The 16,671-nt window shown below is 58.9% G+C and carries 17 protein-coding genes; 4 read left to right on the plus strand and 13 right to left on the minus strand.

What is annotated here, in order from left to right; genetic code table 11:
• Positions 1 to 127 precede the first annotated feature (127 nt).
• The 6 genes from ACR0IM_RS04925 to ACR0IM_RS04950 all read right to left on the minus strand — a co-directional run bounded on the left by ACR0IM_RS04925 (position 128) and on the right by ACR0IM_RS04950 (position 4,864).
• Positions 128 to 1,510, minus strand: a complete 1,383-nt coding sequence (locus ACR0IM_RS04925) for a PIG-L family deacetylase (RefSeq protein ID WP_480681015.1) — start codon at positions 1,508 to 1,510, stop codon at positions 128 to 130.
• Positions 1,511 to 1,655: 145 nt separating this feature from the next.
• The gene (locus tag ACR0IM_RS04930) at positions 1,656 to 1,952 is read right to left on the minus strand and encodes a hypothetical protein (protein ID WP_480681016.1); all 297 of its coding nucleotides are present in this window, start codon (positions 1,950 to 1,952) and stop codon (positions 1,656 to 1,658) included.
• Positions 1,953 to 2,011: 59 nt separating this feature from the next.
• On the minus strand, positions 2,012 to 2,494 hold the full coding sequence (gene nusB / locus ACR0IM_RS04935; protein ID WP_480589566.1) for a transcription antitermination factor NusB: 483 nt from the start codon (positions 2,492 to 2,494) through the stop codon (positions 2,012 to 2,014).
• On the minus strand, positions 2,491 to 3,042 hold the full coding sequence (locus ACR0IM_RS04940) for a 6,7-dimethyl-8-ribityllumazine synthase (RefSeq protein WP_480589565.1): 552 nt from the start codon (positions 3,040 to 3,042) through the stop codon (positions 2,491 to 2,493). Before ACR0IM_RS04940 ends, nusB begins: the two co-directional genes overlap by 4 nt.
• A gap of 2 nt (positions 3,043 to 3,044) precedes the next feature.
• A complete protein-coding gene (ribB, locus tag ACR0IM_RS04945) occupies positions 3,045 to 4,166 on the minus strand; it encodes a 3,4-dihydroxy-2-butanone-4-phosphate synthase (protein WP_480589564.1) in 1,122 nt (373 codons plus the stop codon).
• A 110-nt stretch (positions 4,167 to 4,276) separates the two neighbouring features.
• Complete coding sequence (locus ACR0IM_RS04950) at positions 4,277 to 4,864, minus strand: riboflavin synthase (protein WP_480640690.1); 588 nt, start codon at positions 4,862 to 4,864, stop codon at positions 4,277 to 4,279.
• Positions 4,865 to 5,001: 137 nt separating this feature from the next.
• Here ACR0IM_RS04950 and ACR0IM_RS04955 point away from each other — a divergent pair, with 137 nt between their 5' ends.
• The 3 genes from ACR0IM_RS04955 to ACR0IM_RS04965 all read left to right on the plus strand — a co-directional run bounded on the left by ACR0IM_RS04955 (position 5,002) and on the right by ACR0IM_RS04965 (position 9,522).
• A complete protein-coding gene (locus ACR0IM_RS04955) occupies positions 5,002 to 6,300 on the plus strand; it encodes a capsule biosynthesis protein (RefSeq protein WP_480640691.1) in 1,299 nt (432 codons plus the stop codon).
• A gap of 124 nt (positions 6,301 to 6,424) precedes the next feature.
• Positions 6,425 to 7,522, plus strand: a complete 1,098-nt coding sequence (locus tag ACR0IM_RS04960) for a polysaccharide biosynthesis/export family protein (RefSeq protein ID WP_480589561.1) — start codon at positions 6,425 to 6,427, stop codon at positions 7,520 to 7,522.
• On the plus strand, positions 7,522 to 9,522 hold the full coding sequence (locus tag ACR0IM_RS04965; RefSeq protein WP_480681017.1) for a capsular polysaccharide biosynthesis protein: 2,001 nt from the start codon (positions 7,522 to 7,524) through the stop codon (positions 9,520 to 9,522). Before ACR0IM_RS04960 ends, ACR0IM_RS04965 begins: the two co-directional genes overlap by 1 nt.
• On the opposite strand, the gene ribD is transcribed toward ACR0IM_RS04965, so the two are convergent.
• The 6 genes from ribD to ACR0IM_RS04995 all read right to left on the minus strand — a co-directional run bounded on the left by ribD (position 9,519) and on the right by ACR0IM_RS04995 (position 13,106).
• Positions 9,519 to 10,619, minus strand: a complete 1,101-nt coding sequence (gene ribD, locus ACR0IM_RS04970; protein ID WP_480681018.1) for a bifunctional diaminohydroxyphosphoribosylaminopyrimidine deaminase/5-amino-6-(5-phosphoribosylamino)uracil reductase RibD — start codon at positions 10,617 to 10,619, stop codon at positions 9,519 to 9,521. The genes ACR0IM_RS04965 and ribD overlap by 4 nt on opposite strands.
• Positions 10,616 to 11,086, minus strand: a complete 471-nt coding sequence (gene nrdR, locus ACR0IM_RS04975) for a transcriptional regulator NrdR (protein WP_170324479.1) — start codon at positions 11,084 to 11,086, stop codon at positions 10,616 to 10,618. Before nrdR ends, ribD begins: the two co-directional genes overlap by 4 nt.
• A gap of 121 nt (positions 11,087 to 11,207) precedes the next feature.
• Complete coding sequence (locus ACR0IM_RS04980) at positions 11,208 to 11,621, minus strand: secondary thiamine-phosphate synthase enzyme YjbQ (protein ID WP_480589865.1); 414 nt, start codon at positions 11,619 to 11,621, stop codon at positions 11,208 to 11,210.
• 18 nt (positions 11,622 to 11,639) lie between these two features.
• The gene (locus ACR0IM_RS04985; RefSeq protein WP_480640695.1) at positions 11,640 to 12,041 is read right to left on the minus strand and encodes a hypothetical protein; all 402 of its coding nucleotides are present in this window, start codon (positions 12,039 to 12,041) and stop codon (positions 11,640 to 11,642) included.
• Positions 12,042 to 12,119: 78 nt separating this feature from the next.
• A complete protein-coding gene (locus ACR0IM_RS04990; protein WP_480681019.1) occupies positions 12,120 to 12,668 on the minus strand; it encodes a DUF4166 domain-containing protein in 549 nt (182 codons plus the stop codon).
• The gene (locus ACR0IM_RS04995) at positions 12,669 to 13,106 is read right to left on the minus strand and encodes a thiol-disulfide oxidoreductase DCC family protein (protein ID WP_480589556.1); all 438 of its coding nucleotides are present in this window, start codon (positions 13,104 to 13,106) and stop codon (positions 12,669 to 12,671) included.
• A gap of 323 nt (positions 13,107 to 13,429) precedes the next feature.
• On the opposite strand from ACR0IM_RS04995, the gene ACR0IM_RS05000 reads away from it, so the two are divergent.
• Entirely contained in the window at positions 13,430 to 14,449 is a 1,020-nt protein-coding gene (locus ACR0IM_RS05000) for a helix-turn-helix domain-containing protein (protein ID WP_480681020.1), read from the plus strand.
• A gap of 185 nt (positions 14,450 to 14,634) precedes the next feature.
• Here the strand turns inward: ACR0IM_RS05000 and rpoD are convergent, their stop codons facing one another.
• Positions 14,635 to 16,623 carry an RNA polymerase sigma factor RpoD gene (rpoD, locus tag ACR0IM_RS05005; RefSeq protein WP_480589554.1) on the minus strand — a complete coding sequence of 663 codons (1,989 nt, stop codon included), beginning with the start codon at positions 16,621 to 16,623 and terminating at the stop codon, positions 14,635 to 14,637.
• Between the last annotated feature and the right edge of the window lie 48 nt (positions 16,624 to 16,671).

Here is a 16,671-nt window from a genome sequence, read left to right on the forward strand (position 1 = left end):
CCTTAAGCAATTCCGAGGGGGCTGGCTCTGTTCAGGTCCTGGCCTGATTACCTGGCGCCCACCTGTACATACAGGTCCTCGGGAATCACACCGCACGGTTGACTGGTGGTCCCGCCACATCACCACCCTAGTCGTCGACCGACAGGTCCTGTTTGGCAAACCCCTCGTCCGACAGCGCGAAATCATAGAGATTGCGCCCCTTCCACTGCGGCATGTATTCGTCGAAAAGCTGGTTCTTTCGCTCGGGCCAGGACGGCACGACGAGATCCACATCGGGTAACCCGACACCAAAGCTCAGGACATTTGCGCCCTGATACCGTCGTGCTGCCTGAAGAACCGCATGATGCAACAAGACATGTTCGATGTGACCGTATTCCCCCACGTGGTTGTGAGTGATGATGGTCGATGGCCGGACTTGCTGCATAAGGGCGAACGCCGATCCGCTCAGCAGCTCAAACAGAGGGTGGCGGCGCAAAGGCCGCAGCAGTTCAGGAGGGTTATCCGCAGGCTCGGACGGCATCTGGATAAAGCGCCGCAACCGCCTGTGATCCTCTTCGACGGCAAAGGGAAACTGAACCCTCCGAGCCCCGACCGCATCACATACGCGCTGCATGGCTGCCTCGCGCGTGTTTGTATCACGGCGGTTGGGCGCGGGTCGAAAGAAGCTGGCAACCGTCACATCCGCCTTGCCCTTCAGGCGTGACAGCGTCGAGCCACAAAACAAAGTCTCGTCATCCTGATGGCAAACACAAAGCAATATCCGTTGGCCCATAAGGTTTTCGAGACTGACCTCACCCGCGATAACATCGGGACCGATCGTCAACACATCATAGGTGGCACTTTGAATATCCTCAAAGGTTGAAGAGGTAATCCGGCGCGCGCGCCCCTCTGCAATCATTTTTTCGGAGCTGGCCTGAACATGGCCGTTCTTATTGTCGCCCTGCAGCAGCAAGCACCGTCCAGCCAACCCAGGCCATACAGCCTCGACTTCCTGAACCCTGGTTTTCTTCAAGGCATCCAGGTGCAATAAGTCAACCTGACCAAATGGTTGTTCTGTTGCCACCTGACGTAGCCCGTCTATGGCGTCTGACATGTACAGTTTTACCCGCCCTGGAAACCTGTCTTCCAACCACTTGAAGACAATTGGAACATAGATATCGACCGGCGGCCAGGACGACCTTAGCCGTTGCCCAAGATCAATTCCGATAAACGTGAGAGCGGGATTGGAATGCAACGCCAGCAAGGCTGCATGCCCCCCGGCAACGCCGACCTCGACAAAACAGGAACTGTCCTGAGCCAACAGGTGCAGAGCGCGCCGCTTGGGTTCCATACCGGGCTCCAGATCACTCAAATGGAAGTCCCGCTGCATATGGCCGTAGCAAACATTTCCATTGATGGCGACAGGTTCACCTGCCTGCGTCAGCCCCTCTGCAATGGCATGGTTCAGGTCTTCAAGATCCGCGCGAAAGGCCCGAGATGCGACGACCTCTTCGTAAGTGCTGATGTTCACAGGATATGCTCTTTCGCTGCCGGTTGGTGTGATTGACCGACATCAGATGGCAACATGTTCTGACATTCAAGCGATTTGCACCCGATCAGCGCGTAAAGGTCGGCAAGGCAAACAAGTTCTCAGCCCGCCAGCCCTGATTCGGGTGTCAGTTGTTTTCTGCCTTGACCGTAACGGGTTCGAATTTAACGGCCACCGGTGTTCCGCGGCGCGGACCCTTCGGTTTCTCGGCCATGCTCATGATCGCATAGGCGAATTGCACCCCGGCGAACACGATCCCGTTCATGAACCAGATCATGCCAAGCGCGACCAGGCCCATTTCCGAGCTTGTGATCAGATGGCGCAGATTTGCGACGTTCAGAGCCAGAAGAACACCGACAAACACTGCCGAGATCACAAATCCCCAGACAACCTGAGTGATATACAACCGGATCAGTTTGGGCATGGCGACTCTCCTTGCGCTATAACATTCAGTTTAGCGCATGTAAGTCCGAGGTAAAGGCGTCAGAACGCCTCGGGCTGGGCCTCGCGCGCCATGTGATCCAGAACGGCATTGACGAACTTCGGTTCCTTGCCTTCGGGAAAGAAGGCGCGGACCACATCTACGAATTCTGTGATCACCACCTTGGGTGGCGTATCGCTTTGGGTCAGTTCTGCACCTGCAGCGCGAAAGGTGGCGCGCAGGGTTGGGTCGATGCGCGCGATGGGCCATTTGGCCACCAGCGCGCGGTCCGTCATCTGGTCGATCGGGGCCTGATAGTTCACGGCATCCTCAACCAGCTTGCGGAAGACGCGGGTATCCCCGTCCAGCATTTCCTCGCCTTCATAGACAGCGCCAAACCGGTGATCCAGAAACTCGTTCACAACCTGTTCGGTCGTCTGGCCCGACTGTTCCATCTGGAACAGCGCCTGCACCGCATAAAGCCGGGCGGCGGATTTCATCAGGCGTTTCTGGTTGGCCGGTTTCGGCGCGTCTGTCTGGGTCATGCTGTTGTGGGTCCGTTGCTATCGCCCGCCACAAGGATGGACTCGGACGGGGGCTTGAAGCCGACGCCCTTTTTCGAAGCGCCCCACTTACGGCTGAGTGCGATCAGATGCAAGGCCGCAGCGGCTGCTCCACCACCTTTATTCATCTTTTCGGGATTTGCGCGGACTTCAGCCTGATCGTCGTTTTCCACGGTCAGGATGCCATTGCCGATCAGCAGGCCCTGCAGGCCCATCAGCTGAATGGCGCGGCTGGAGTCGTTGCAGACGGTTTCGTAATGCGTGGTCTCGCCGCGGATAACGCAGCCCAGCGCGACATAGCCGTCGAAATTACACTGACGGTCAGCCATGGCTATGGCGGTGGGGATTTCCAGCGCGCCGGGAACTTCGACCACCTCGCAGGTGCCGCCTGCGGCCTCGATCTCGGCCGTGGCACCGGCAACCAGATTGTCGGCGATTGCGCGATAGAACGGAGCCACCACGATCAACAGTTTCACCGGCTTGCCAAAGGTCGGAGTTCGCAGAACCCCGTGTTTGTCTTGTTCAGCCACGATCAGTCATCCTTGAGAATGGAGCGGGTACCGACGATGGACAGGCCAAACGCGTCGAGCCCCAGATATACGGTTTCCGGAGAGTCGGTCAGCAGCACCAGTTCCTGAATGCCCATCTTGGACAGGATCTGTGCGCCAAGGCCGGTTTGTTTGATGGTACGGGGGCCTTCGTCCTCGGCCGCGTACAGCGAGTTGCGCGGCTGGCGGAAAAGGCAAACGATACCGCGGCCCTCTTCAGCGATCTTTTCCATCGCGCGCGGCAGTTCGCGTGACGACTTGGGACCAAGGCCCAGAATGTCCGGCGCTTCGTGCAGGGCGTGGGTACGGGTCAGGACCGGCTCGGGCGTAGTGATATCGCCCTTGATCATCACGACGTGCTCGATGCCGTGGGTCTGGTCGGTGAACAGACGCATTTCCCACTCGCCACCGTACTCCGAGGTGACGGTTTCACGAGACGTCTCAACCACCAAGTTGTCGTTGCGCGAGCGGTAGGTGATCAAATCACTGATCGTACCGATCTTCATGTCGTGTTCTTTGGCGAATTCCACCAGATCAGGCAGTCGCGCCATGGTACCATCTGGCTTCATGATCTCACAGATCACGCCGGATGGGTTCAGCCCAGCCAAGCGCGAGATATCCACGGCAGCCTCGGTATGGCCCGCGCGTACCAGCACCCCGCCCCGCTTTGCGCGTAAGGGAAAGACATGGCCGGGAGTGGCGATACGCGCCATCGTGTTCTGTTCGTTGATCGCTGTCGCTACGGTCAGGGCCCGGTCGGCAGCAGAGATACCGGTCGACACGCCCTCGCGCGCTTCGATCGACACGGTGAATGCAGTCTCATGGCGGGAGGAGTTGTTCACCGCCATCATCGGCAGGCCCAGCGCCTCTATCCGCTCGGCAGTCATAGGCAGGCAAATCAGCCCGCGCCCGTGGGTTGCCATGAAGTTGATCGCCTCGGCATCCGCAAATTCAGCGGGGATTACCAGATCGCCTTCATTCTCACGATCTTCATGGTCAACCAGAATATACATCCGGCCTTTGCGCGCCTCTTCAATAATCTCTTCGATCGGGCTGATCGCGTCGCGCAGTTGCGCTTCGACGGGTCCGGGGGTTTCAAAGCTCATGAGGCAGCCTTTCGCAGAGCATGTTTGAACGGGTGGATAGACCACGACGCGCCCAAAGGCCAGCCCGCAGACGGCAAGGCCCGGTCAGGACGCGACGTTGCTCTGGTGCTTCAGGACATCTCGGCCAGACGCGCGACGTAGCGGGCCAGCGTGTCGATCTCGAGATTTACTTTGTCGCCGACCGAGACATCACCCCAGGTGGTGACCTCTTTGGTATGCGGGATAAAGTTGATCCCGAAGTCGCATCTATCCACATCGTTGACAGTCAGCGAGGTTCCGTTCAGCGCAACCGATCCCTTGGGTGCGATGAACCGGGCCAGTTCCTTGGGCGCGCGCAGGGTGACACGAGTGCTGTCGCCTTCGTCCTGAACGGCGACTACTTCAGCCACGCCATCTACGTGCCCTGACACGATATGCCCGCCCAATTCGTCACCAACCTTCAGGGCACGCTCCAGATTAACACGTTTGCCGACCTGCCAACTGTCCAGATTGGTCTTCGAAACTGTCTCGGCGCTGATCTGGACGTCGTACCAGTCATCGCCCAGCGCGATCACGGTCAGGCAGACACCATCGCTGGCAATTGAAGCGCCGATATCGATGCCCGCCGTATCATAATCCGTCTTGATCCGGGCCCGCAGATCGCCCTGTTGATCCAACTCGGTGACGGTGCCGATATCGGTGACGATCCCTGTAAACATTCCGCTAACCCTTATTCCTGACCTGGTCCAATGTTCCCCGCCGAGGTAAGCCCAACCAGCCTTACGAGCAAGCCCCACCTTGCCGCGAAAACCCGAAACAGGCATAATTTCATCAACAAACGGCCAGAGCAGTATTAATGTCATCCCCCGCAACAGCCCCGAAACGCCGTGCCTTCCTGTTTCTACAGGGGCCGCATGGTCCGTTTTTCAGTGGGCTTGGCAGGATGCTGCGATCCACCGGGGCTGACGTCTGGCGCGTCGGCTTCAATGCCGGCGATCAGGTCTTCTGGTTTGACAAGTCATCTTACATCCCTTTTCGCGACACGCCCGAGCTATGGCCGGACAGGTTGTCGGATCTGATCGACGAACGGAGCATCACGGATATCGTCCTTTATGGCGACACGCGTCCAGTTCATGCCAGTGCGGTGAAGGTTGCGCGGGCCAAGGGCGTCACTGTCCATGTCTTCGAAGAAGGTTACTTGCGCCCTTGGTGGATAACCTACGAGCGGCACGGCTCGAACGGCAACTCGCGCCTGATGTCACTGGACGTCGGTCAGATGCGGCGCGCTCTGGATCAGTCAGTTTTGCAGGTACCACCACCACCGTCGCATTGGGGGGATATGCGGCAGCATATTTTCTACGGTGCGCTGTATCATTGGTTCGTGCTGTTCCTGAACCAGAGCTACCGCAGCTTTAGGCGGCACAGGGACCTTCCCGTCTCAAAGGAATTCAGGCTGTATTTCAAACGTCTGGCCCTGATGCCGTTTCATCGAATTCAACGCCGTTGGGCTACAGCGCGAGTGTTGGGCAACGGTCATCCCTACCATCTGGTTTTGTTGCAGCTGGGACATGACAGTTCGGTTCAGGCGCATTCGGATTATTCCTGCATGTCCGATTTCCTAGAGGACGTGTTCCGGGGCTTCGCAGATGGCGCCCCCGTGCATCACCGGCTGGTGGTTAAGGAGCATCCGCTGGAAAACCATCGCGAACCCCTACACCGCCGCGTGCGTCAGTTGGCAAAGGTGCATGGTATCGCAGATCGTGTGCATTACGTGCCCGGAGGAAAACTCGCGAAACTGCTGGATGGGGCCAACTCGGCCGTCACAATCAACTCGACCGCCGGGCAGCAGGTTCTGTGGCGCGGCATCCCGCTGCGCATTTTTGGCAGGTCGGTTTACGACAAGCCCGAATTCGTGTCGCGCCAGCCTCTGGCCGCGTTCTTCGCTGATCCGATGCCCCCGGACCGGGGGGCCTATCAAAGCTATCGCCGGTTCTTGCTGAAAACCAGCCAACTGCCCGGTGGATTCTATTCGCACAGAGGTCGGCGGCAACTTCTTCGGGGCGTGGCGGACATGATGCTGGATACCAAGGACCCCTATCAATCGGTCCTGACCCACAAAGAGGCGCTGGCGCCACAGTTGAAACTGGTTGAGTGAATTAAACTGGTTGGCGCTAGAAGTTATCGTGCGAACCGGATAGCCTGCGCCAAACAAAAGACCACACAAAGACGACTGAGGATAACCGGCAGTGCAGCGTTTTCCAATCCGATGGATACGGGGGATGTCCCTTGTGGCCGCAATTGGCCTGTTGGCCGCGTGCCAACTTCCCAAAGCGGGCCCCAACAAATCCGAGATTCTGTCGGGTTCGACGGCGAATGGCGGTAATGCCTTCGTGGTCGAGGTCGATGACCGGGTTGCACAGGCAACGTCCGCTATCCCCAAATACGGGTTCTCAGCCGCCTTCAGCAGTGCGCCGAACCTGACTGCGGACACGGTGCGCGCTGGCGACATTCTGGGGCTGACGATCTGGGAAAACGTCGATGATGGTCTGCTTTCCGGTGAACTCAGCGCAGCCACTGCGCTTGAGCAGGTACAGGTGGACAGCGACGGTTTCATCTTCGTGCCCTATGCCGGACGAATTCGCGCCGCCGGCAACACGCCCGAGCAACTGCGCCAGCTGATCACCAGCAAACTGCAGGATCAGACACCCGACCCACAAGTCGAAGTGCGCCGCACCGCAGGCAACGGATCGACCGTCTCGCTGACCGGAGAAATCGGTGCGCCCGGTGTGTATCCGATCGAACGGCCCAGCAGAACCTTGCTTGGAATGCTGTCGCAGGCCGGCGGCGTCGCTGTTGGATCGGACATCGCGCTTGTGACCCTGATCCGTGGAAATGACCGCGGCACCGTCTGGTATGACGACCTTTTCCGCAACCCCAGACTGGACGTAGCGTTGCGCGGCGGTGACCGCATTCTGGTTGAAGCGGACAGCAGATCCTACATCGCGCTGGGCGCAACGGGCCAATCCCGCGTGGCCTTTGACACACAAGACCTTTCCGCTCTTGAAGCCCTGGCACAGGTGGGCGGGTTGCAATCGCTGTCCTCTGACCCGACTGGCATATTCGTTTTGCGCAACGAACGGCAAGACATTGCCCGTTCGGTCATGGGGCGCCAGGATTTGCGGGGAGATCAGCGCATGATCTACCTGCTGAACCTCACCGCGCCCAACGGGTTGTTCATCGCCCGCGATTTCGTCATTCGGGACGATGACACAATCTATGTCACCGAAGCGCCTTATGCACAGTGGAGCAAGTCGATTTCACTGATCGCGGGTGGCCTGACACCGCTTGCAAATGTCACCACTCTGACGGGCGGCTGATGCAACCTGAAGCGACAGCCGGGGCTCAGCGTACCCGGCTGTATGTCTATAACGGTGGTTTCCTGACCCAACGCCGCGTCCGGCGTATCCTGAACCTCTCCGGCTATGACATTCGCCTGGGCTTTCCCGGCGACGGGGATGTTGTCGGCGTTTGGGGCATCAGCCCGACGGCCCATCGCGGTCTGACTATTGCGGCCCGGCACGGGTCGCCCATCCTTCGGGTCGAGGACGCATTTCTACGTTCGCTGCATCCGGGGCGAGTCGGCGAGCCTCCGATGGGTCTTCTGCTCGACCGGTCCGGGGTACATTTTGATCCGGCACGGCCATCCGATCTTGAATCGTTATTGACCGCCCACCCGCTGGACGACACTGCATTGTTGAATCGGGCCAGAAATGGCATTGACCGGGTGCGCGAATTGCACCTGAGCAAGTATTCGGCCGTCGACCCCACCTTGCGGCCACCGGATCCCGGCTATGTTCTGGTGGTCGATCAGGCCCATGACGATGCCTCGGTGATCGCCAGCAACGGCGACCACGCGCGGTTCCGCGAGATGCTGGTCATGGCGCAAGAGGAAAACCCCGGCGCCCAAATTCTGATTAAAACACATCCGGAAACCGTTGCCGGATACCGAAATGGATATTTCTCGGATCAGGACCTGTCCGACAGGGTCTCGTTCATAGATACGCCCATCAGCCCCTGGACCCTGCTGGAAGGCGCAACGGGCGTTTACACCCTGTCGTCGCAATTAGGGTTCGAGGCGATTTTGGCCGGGCACAAACCGCGTGTCTTTGGCCAGCCGTTCTATGCCGGGTGGGGCCTGACAAAGGACGAGGTGCACTTTCCACGTCGCCAGCGCAATCTGACCCGGGCGCAGTTGTTTGCGGCAGCAATGATCCTCTATCCCACATGGCACGAACCATTCGGGGACCAGCTTTGCGAACTGGAGACCGTTCTGGACACGCTCGAGGCGCAAACGCGTGCGTGGCGGCAGGATCACAAGGGCTGGACTGCGTCCGGAATGCGCCTGTGGAAGCGTAAGCACCTGCAACAGATGTTCGGGCGTGAGAAGAAAATCCGATTCACGTCTGAACCGCCAGAAGTACTTGGCCGCCCGCATATGGTCTGGGCCAGCCACGCCCGTGGTGCCGAAGACGCGACCCGGATCGAAGACGGGTTTCTGCGGTCTCGCGGGCTGGGCGCCAGTCTGGTGCCGCCCCTGTCGCTGGCGACTGATGATCTGGGCATCTACTACGACCCGACACATCCCAGCAGGCTGGAAGAACTGATCGCCATGCGCGAAACCCTGCGCCCGGATCAGGAGCTGCGGGCCGAGCGTCTTGTGGCGCAAATACTTGCGGGCCAGCTCAGCAAATACAATACCGGTGGCGCGGTCCCCGACCTGCCCCTAGGACACCGCATTCTGGTGCCGGGACAGGTTCACGACGATGCCTCGATCCTGTTGGGCACCACCTCGGTGCGCACCAACACTGACCTGCTGCGTGCAACGCGCGAGGCGAACCCGAATGCGATCCTGATCTACAAGCCGCACCCCGATGTCGAAGCCGGGCTGCGCGAAGGCGAGATCGAAGACGAAAGCCTTGCCGACGTGATCGCCAGCAACACCGATCCTGCGGCCCTGCTGCCGCAGGTACAGGAGGTCTGGACCATGACCTCTCTGCTTGGGTTCGAGGCCCTGTTGCGCGGAGTTCGCGTTACCACGCTTGGCGCGCCTTTCTATGCTGGCTGGGGTCTGACGCAAGATCTGGGAACGGTCCCGGTGCGGCGGGGGGCGCGACCGTCGATGCTGGGATTGGTGCACGCGGCCCTGATCGACTATCCACGCTATATGGACCCGATCACCGGGCAACCCTGCCCCGTCGAGGTTGCGGTGAAACGCCTGACCGAAGGGTTTGAGCGCCAAGGGGGCCGGCCCCTCCGTCTGCTTTCAAAATTGCAGGGCGCACTTGCCACGAACGCGCATCTGTGGCGCCGCCGCTAGCGCAGCGACCGCGCCCAACGATGCAGAACGTCCGGCCCGACGGCTCGGGCTTCGATCAACTCAAACCTCGGGGCCGCGTCCAGTGTTTCCAAGCCCAGCGATCCGATGGCAGACAGACCCTCGGCCCCGATTGTCAGACCCGCACTGAATCCCACCAGTTCGTCCACAAGATCATCGGCCAGCAAGGACGCAGCAAGCGCCGATCCACCTTCGCAAAAGACGCGCGTCAGCCCGGCCTGCCCCAACTGCTGCAGCAGGTCGGCGGCATCAATGTGATGCTCTTCCAATGCACAAGGGATCAGACGTGCGCCCAGCCCTTCCCACGCGCGGGCGCGCTCGGGGTCCGGGGACGGGCCATGGCAGAGCCAGACCGGTATTTGCGACGCTGTACGGGCCAGTTGCCCCATTAGCGGGATGTCCAGATGGCGTGAGACGACAACCCGCACCGGCTGCACTTCGATCCCCAGATCGCGGACCGTCAGCGATGGGTCATCCGCCCGCGCCGTTCCTGCCCCCACCATCACCGCATCATGCCGCGCGCGCATGGCGTGGACCGCGCGACGCGCTTTTGGCCCGGTGATCCATTTGCTGTAACCGCTGGAGGTTGCAATCCGCCCGTCGAAACTGCTGGCCAACTTGAGCGTTACGAATGGCCGCCCCTGTTCTGTCTTCAGAAAGAACCCCGCATGGTCCCGCGCAGCCTGCTCGGCCAGGACGCCGGTAGTGACCTCGATCCCGGCCTCGCGCAGCATGGCAAAGCCCTGCCCGGCCACACGCGGATCGCTGTCCTCGATCGCCGAAACCACGCGCGATACGCCGGCCTTGATCAGCGCCTCGGCGCAAGGGGGGGTCTGACCGTGATGGGAACAGGGCTCCAGCGAGACATAGGCCGTTGCCCCGCGCGCAGCCTCGCCGGCCTGCGCCAGCGCCTGAGTTTCACCATGCGGACGACCTCCGGGCTGGGTCCAGCCGCGCCCGATAATCCGGCCGTCACGCACAACCACGCAACCCACGGCCGGGTTGGGCCAACACGTGCCCTGACTACGCTGACCCAAAGACAAGGCCAGCGCCATGTATCGCTTATCAGTTTCGCTCACTCGTCCGTCGAAGGCTGCGGCGGGCGCAGTTCGTGGACAAACTCCTCGAAGTCATCGGCCGCCTGGAAATTCTTGTACACACTCGCAAAGCGAACATAGGCCACGGTGTCGATCCGCGCCAGAGCTTCCATGACGATCTCACCGATCTTGCTGGAGGGGATGTCGGTCTCGCCCATGCTTTCCAGACGGCGGACGATGCCGGAAATCATCTGGTCGATCCGATCTGGTTCAATCGGGCGTTTCTGCATCGAAATCCGGATCGAGCGTTCCAGCTTGTCCCGGTCGAAGTCTTCGCGTTTTCCATTGGTTTTGATCACCACCAGATCGCGCAGCTGTACGCGTTCATACGTGGTAAAGCGCCCCCCACATGCGGGACAAAACCGGCGTCTGCGGATCGCGACGTGATCCTCTGCCGGGCGTGAATCTTTGACCTGAGTGTCGATATTTCCGCAAAACGGGCAGCGCATCCGCCGTCTCCTCGTCCCTGGTTCGGCCTCTTTTTGTAAGCTATGCCGCTTACTTATCCACAACTATAGGGTAGCCGCTAGGATTTGGGTAGTCGGAATTTTTCACCGCTATATCGTGAATCTATGCGAAATGCGCCGCAATCTTTCGGTGATGTGGCGCGGTGCGGTGCTCGAACAGGTAGACACCTTGCCACGTACCCAGAACCGGTTGTCCGGACACAACGGGGATCGACAGCGACACAGGTAAAAGCGCGGCCTTGATATGAGCAGGCATATCATCCGGGCCTTCATAAGTGTGCCGTAGATACGCCATCGCCGGGTGGTTCGACGGCGGCACAAGTCGATCAAAAAAGGCGCGCAAGTCCGTCTGCACTTCGGGGTCCGCGTTTTCCTGAATAACCAGCGAGCAGGAGGTGTGCCGCACGAACAGTGTCAGCACGCCATCACCTCCGGCCGATTTCATCCAGTGACGCACATCCGAGGTGAATTCATAAAGCCCCGAACCGTGCGTTGAGATTGTGAATTCGGTCTGCATCAGGCGAGCAGCCATGTATCAGTCGAAGAAGGGGCGGATGTTGCACCGACCATTGGCGGCTGAAACGGACATGCTGAAACCCGGCTGAAACCCTGCCGAGAAAACACCACTGCTTTGCTGCGGCACCCCTTCTGGCGCCGAGAGCGAGAACTGCACGGCCGTTCTGCGGCCCGTCGCTTCACTAGGGCCGTAACCACGCTTGACGTAGATACGCTGCTGCCAGCTCGCCCCCAGCGTTCTTCGCGCAAAGTCGGATGCTGCACACCAATACCCGTCCACATCTGTACGCCCTCTTGGAATCACTTCAAATTCTGTTTGGTTCAAAGCAACGGTCTGATACCCAAATCGGGCGAACGAGGCCGATGCCGAAGAGCCCAATACAATCGCGGCAAGCGCCACGTAAGTCATAACCTTTTTCATAACCATACTCTTTCCTGTTTCGAGGTAAGTATTGACCTAGTTTACTTTAAAACCAGACAAAGCCGCTTCACGATGAATTCAGCCCAAGCTCTGCGGGTCGTGAACGGGTGCCAGCCAGCCGCGATACCGGATCAACAGTCCCAGCACGGGCATATCAGCCGACACGTCAAAACAAAAAAGCCCTGTTTCGTCCTGCCATTCCACGGTGGAAGATCGCGGCAGCAGGAAAGCGGGGCAGCGCAGCCCCAAGACACTGAGGCGCCGTATGTGGATCAGCAGACGTCCGTCAGAAATCTCGGGCATCAGCCAAATGGACAACCAACTCAGTTGCTCACGAACACATTCGGCACCGTGATCAAAAGTCAGCCGAGACCGCGTGGTGTGACCGTCAAAATCCCGCACCCATCGCCATTCCTGCCCATCACGGTCGATCTTGATCTGCACCGGAATATCTTCGGCGCCCCGGGGGAAACGCCCAAGACGCAAGGCCAGAGCGATCAGCCACCCCCTGCCCTCGACAACACTGCACCGTCCAGCATAGATCCCCGGAGCATCGTGCAAGCGCCGAACAGCCCTAGGCACGTCAGCCCCCAAAGGCAGGGCTTGCAAAAAGGGGTCGGGTCGCACTCAGAACCCCTCGGGCAAAAACCTGGCCCGCAGTGCGGGATCCGGGATCAAGCAGGCCTGCGTGCGGCCAAAGATCTTGTATCTGTTGCGCGCAATCAAGTGGTAGAGCGGGTCTTTGACCCATCCTGGCAGGAACCTGCACAGAGACAGAGTTGGCCAGCATCCCGGCAAGCTTTTCATTGCAGCGGCAAAAGCATCAAGGCGCTGATGCACTCTGCCATTCACAATGACCAGATTGGTTTCGAAATCCCGCGTTGGCAGACCAAGATCGCGGTACAGCCGTTGCCCTAGAGGGGATTGTGCCGTCGCAAACTTAAAGCGCTGCGCTTTGTCCCGCACCAGCATAAAGTGAAAGAACCCCGAACACAGGACACATTCCCCATCGAATACAATGGCATCCTGAATGCCCTTGAAGTCTGCAGAAACAAGGATAGGCATATCTTTCGGGTCCGCTAAATCTTGACTTCAACCCTTTCACCCCGGCCTTGACCCGGCAATGCGACAAGAGGACGTCCAGATAATCACGAAGTTGGAACGTGCCGGGGAGCCACCGGACTGGTGAGGTTTCCAGGGCTCTGCCCCCATCCCCGGCAAGGCGCTGACCCGACAACGGGCGAAAAATAGTGTATTGCTGACCTTGGGTCTTGTGTTCTTACGCCAAAACCATTCGAATTCCAGACAACAGACATTTGCTTTGGACAGGATCTGCGCATCCTGTCACTTTGGCGTAAAAGCACATTAAAAATACGGTGGGAAAGGCCATGGAAGTTGATATCGCCCGCATCCAGTTGCTGACCCGAGCGCTTGATCAACGAACGAACGGCACTGAAGTGTCTGACCACATCCTAAAAAAATGCAATCTGACGCGGGAAACCATCTCGCCTCCAGCCACCACCTATACCGCGCATCAAGAGGCTCTTTTCGTGCGTTATGCCTGCGACGCGTTGGGGGACATCACATTTGCGGCTCAGGCCGGGTTGCTGTTCAAATCCGCCTCAAGCCTCACCGCCTATATCAGCAAATACTCACGGGACCTGCGGCAGGTCATGGAGAATACGTCCCGGTTTCACAGGATCATTGACCCCGCGCTGATGTTTAGCCTGCGGCTTGCCGGTAACTTCGCCACCATCGAAGCCGATTGGAAAGACGCCAGCTTTGCCCGCTACCATCGCAGAACCGAGTTCCTGATGTTCAGCGGTTTGGCCCGGATGCGAGCCCTGACGCAAACGAATTTCTTTCCCATAGAAATCAGATTTCAGCACGAGATTGGCGGAAACCAGAAGAGTTTTCAGAAACTTGCCGGGTGCCCTGTTGTATTTGGCTCGGAACGGCTTGAGATCGTCGTTGCGCCCTCGGCTCTGGATATGCCTGTTCCGACTTATGACCCGAACCTGCGGGCGCATCTTCTGGAATACGGAGAACGCGTTCTGACCGAGCGGCGCTCGCCCAAGCAAAAACTACGCGCGCAGGTCGAAGGGCTTATCACCCGGTCGATGCCCGGTACGGTCATTAATGCCGACGAAGCCGCCGCCAGCCTGGGAATGAGTCCGCGCACCTTTGCCCGGCGGCTCAAGGATGAGGGCGTCAGCTATCGCGATATCGTCGATGACTTGCGCTGCGATTTGGCTCAGACTTTCATCACCAACGGAATGCCCCTGTCAGAGATCGCCTTTTCCCTAGGCTATTCAGATCAACCAGCATTTTCGACTGCCTTCAAACGCTGGACCGGGCGGGCACCCAGCACGTTCCGCAGCCGTTTGGATCCTCCGGAAATCCCCTGAGCCGGGTGGCCGGGGGTCATCGGCGTCGCCACCTCGCCCCGGCCTGTCCCATGAGTGGACGCCAAAGATATAAAGGTGCATATGGGGTGGGACTTGCGAGTTGCCGCCAAATTGATCGCTGAACCAGCCAACGTGAAGGTTTCAGTTGCCAGAAAAAAGGCGCCTCGTCTGAGGCGCCTTTGACTTTACTGATCCAGGAAAGATCGCAACTTTCGCGACCGGCTGGGGTGTTTGAGCTTGCGCAGCGCTTTCGCCTCGATCTGGCGAATACGCTCACGAGTCACACTAAACTGCTGGCCTACCTCTTCCAGCGTATGGTCGGTGTTCATGCCGATGCCAAAGCGCATCCGCAGAACTCGTTCCTCACGCGGAGTAAGCGAGGCCAGAACCCGTGTGGTCGTTTCCTTGAGGTTCTCCTGAATGGCGCTGTCCAACGGCAGCACAGCATTCTTGTCCTCGATGAAATCGCCCAATTGGCTGTCTTCCTCGTCGCCAATTGGCGTTTCAAGGCTGATCGGCTCTTTGGCGATTTTCATCACCTTGCGAACCTTCTCAAGCGGCATCTGCAGCTTTTCGGCCAGTTCTTCCGGCGTCGGTTCGCGACCGATCTCGTGCAACATCTGACGGCCGGTCCTGACCAGCTTGTTGATCGTCTCGATCATGTGGACCGGAATACGAATCGTGCGCGCCTGATCCGCAATCGAGCGCGTGATCGCCTGACGGATCCACCACGTCGCATATGTCGAGAATTTATAACCGCGGCGGTATTCAAACTTGTCCACCGCTTTCATCAGGCCGATGTTGCCTTCCTGAATAAGATCAAGGAATTGCAGGCCGCGGTTCGTGTACTTTTTGGCAATCGAAATCACCAGGCGCAGGTTGGCTTCGACCATTTCCTTCTTGGCCTGCCGCGCCTCTTTCTCGCCCTTCTGAACCTGCTGCACGATGCGGCGGAATTCGGGGATGTCGAGACCGACATACTGACCGACCTGAGCCATATCGTTGCGCAGTTCCTCGACCTTTGCGGTCGAGCGTTCGATGAACATCTGCCAACCGCGACCAGGCTTTTCTGCCATCTCGGCCAGCCAGTTCGGGTCCAGTTCGCGACCGCGATAAGCGTCAATGAACTCACGACGGTTGATACGAGCCTGATCGGCCAGTTTCACCATCGAGCTGTCCAGCGACATGATCCGGCGGTTGATGCCATAAAGCTGGTCAATCAGCGCTTCGATCCGGTTGTTGTGCAGGTGCAACCCGTTTACCAGCTCGACAATCTCGGCGCGCAGCTTCTGATAGGTGTCTTCATCCTTTTCGCTGAATGATCCGTCCTCGTTCAGCGTGGCAGATATCCGGCTGTCCTGCATCTCCGACAGCATCGAGAAGTCGGTCGAGATGCGCTCCAGCGTGGTCAGCACCTGATCCTTCAGGGCCGCTTCCATCGCGGCAAGCGACATGTTGGCCTGATCGTCGTCGTCATCGTCATCGTCATTGGCAATCGGATTACCATCAGCGTCGAGTTCCGGCCCTGTGTCTTTGGCTGGTTTGGCAGTCTGAACAGCCGAAGTGTCAACGACAGGTTCCTCGACACCGCCGTCTTCGTCCATCTGGTTGCCGAATGTGGCCTCCAGATCGATGACGTCGCGCAGCAGAATGTCTTCAGACAGCAATTCGTCATGCCAGATCGTGATCGCCTGGAACGTCAGAGGGCTTTCGCACAGGCCGGCAATCATGGTGTTGCGACCGGCTTCGATCCGCTTGGCGATGGCGATCTCGCCTTCGCGGCTCAGCAGTTCAACCGAACCCATCTCGCGCAGGTACATGCGAACCGGGTCATCAGTGCGATCCAGTTTCTCGGTTGCGGCTCCGGCCAGCGCAACCTCGCGGTTGCTATCAGTGGTGGTCAGTTCGGTCGAGCCTTTATTCTCTTCCTCTTCGGCCTCTTCATCTTCGATGATGTTGATGCCCATTTCGGACAGCATCGACATAACGTCTTCGATCTGTTCCGAGCTGACCTGATCCGGCGGCAGCACCTGGTTGAGCTGGTCGTAGGTGATGTAGCCTTTCTCGCGGGCCTCAGCGATCATCTTCTTGACCTGGGCCTGGCTCATGTCCAGCGAGATTTCCTGTTCCTGCTCGTCGGACTTGCGATCTTCGGTCGTGTCTTTGGCGGCCATTCAATGCTCCTGCAGGGATGGGTGATTCGTTTGCACCGAATCATTAGC

This window comes from Ruegeria sp. BF6, from assembly GCF_056538665.1.

Bases quoted from the DNA above. Each gene is read 5' to 3' on its own strand.
- ACR0IM_RS04930 (WP_480681016.1), bottom strand. From the start codon at position 1,952: ATGCCCAAACTGATCCGGTTGTATATCACTCAGGTTGTCTGGGGATTT.
- nusB (WP_480589566.1), bottom strand. From the start codon at position 2,494: ATGACCCAGACAGACGCGCCGAAACCGGCCAACCAGAAACGCCTGATG.
- ribB (WP_480589564.1), bottom strand. From the start codon at position 4,166: ATGAGCTTTGAAACCCCCGGACCCGTCGAAGCGCAACTGCGCGACGCG.
- ACR0IM_RS04950 (WP_480640690.1), bottom strand. From the start codon at position 4,864: ATGTTTACAGGGATCGTCACCGATATCGGCACCGTCACCGAGTTGGAT.
- ACR0IM_RS04955 (WP_480640691.1), top strand. From the start codon at position 5,002: ATGTCATCCCCCGCAACAGCCCCGAAACGCCGTGCCTTCCTGTTTCTA.
- ACR0IM_RS04960 (WP_480589561.1), top strand. From the start codon at position 6,425: ATGTCCCTTGTGGCCGCAATTGGCCTGTTGGCCGCGTGCCAACTTCCC.
- ACR0IM_RS04965 (WP_480681017.1), top strand. From the start codon at position 7,522: ATGCAACCTGAAGCGACAGCCGGGGCTCAGCGTACCCGGCTGTATGTC.
- nrdR (WP_170324479.1), bottom strand. From the start codon at position 11,086: ATGCGCTGCCCGTTTTGCGGAAATATCGACACTCAGGTCAAAGATTCA.
- ACR0IM_RS04980 (WP_480589865.1), bottom strand. From the start codon at position 11,621: ATGCAGACCGAATTCACAATCTCAACGCACGGTTCGGGGCTTTATGAA.
- ACR0IM_RS04985 (WP_480640695.1), bottom strand. From the start codon at position 12,041: ATGAAAAAGGTTATGACTTACGTGGCGCTTGCCGCGATTGTATTGGGC.
- ACR0IM_RS04995 (WP_480589556.1), bottom strand. From the start codon at position 13,106: ATGCCTATCCTTGTTTCTGCAGACTTCAAGGGCATTCAGGATGCCATT.
- ACR0IM_RS05000 (WP_480681020.1), top strand. From the start codon at position 13,430: ATGGAAGTTGATATCGCCCGCATCCAGTTGCTGACCCGAGCGCTTGAT.
- rpoD (WP_480589554.1), bottom strand. From the start codon at position 16,623: ATGGCCGCCAAAGACACGACCGAAGATCGCAAGTCCGACGAGCAGGAA.